Annotated in this window: 2 tRNA genes; both read right to left on the reverse strand. The window is 49.0% G+C overall.

What is annotated here, in order from left to right:
* Positions 1-70: 70 nt before the first annotated feature.
* A tRNA-Glu gene (locus EZV73_RS28540) sits at positions 71-145 on the reverse strand.
* A gap of 70 nt (positions 146-215) precedes the next feature.
* Positions 216-291 (reverse strand) — tRNA-Phe (locus tag EZV73_RS28545).
* Positions 292-363: the final 72 nt, after the last annotated feature.

The raw sequence follows: 363 nt of genomic DNA on the forward strand, positions 1-363 counted from the left end.
ACAGGACTTGAACCTGTGACCCTCTGCTTGTAAGGCAGATGCTCTCCCAACTGAGCTATACTCCCATATTTGGTGACCCCTAGGGGAATCGAACCCCTGTTACCGCCGTGAAAGGGCGGTGTCTTAACCGCTTGACCAAGGGGCCTAACAATACCTTTTAAATTTATTAAATTGATAAGGCATAAAAAAACTGCTATTCAATAACAGTTTAAATTTGGTGCCCAAGGGCGGAATCGAACCACCGACACAGGGATTTTCAGTCCCTTGCTCTACCGACTGAGCTACTTGGGCAAAATGGCGCAGAGGGTGGGATTCGAACCCACGTGGGCTTGCACCCTAACGGTTTTCAAGACCGCCCCGTTA

The organism is Acidaminobacter sp. JC074 (assembly GCF_022496765.1).
Taxonomy (GTDB): Bacteria; Bacillota; Clostridia; order Peptostreptococcales; family Acidaminobacteraceae; genus JABXKX01.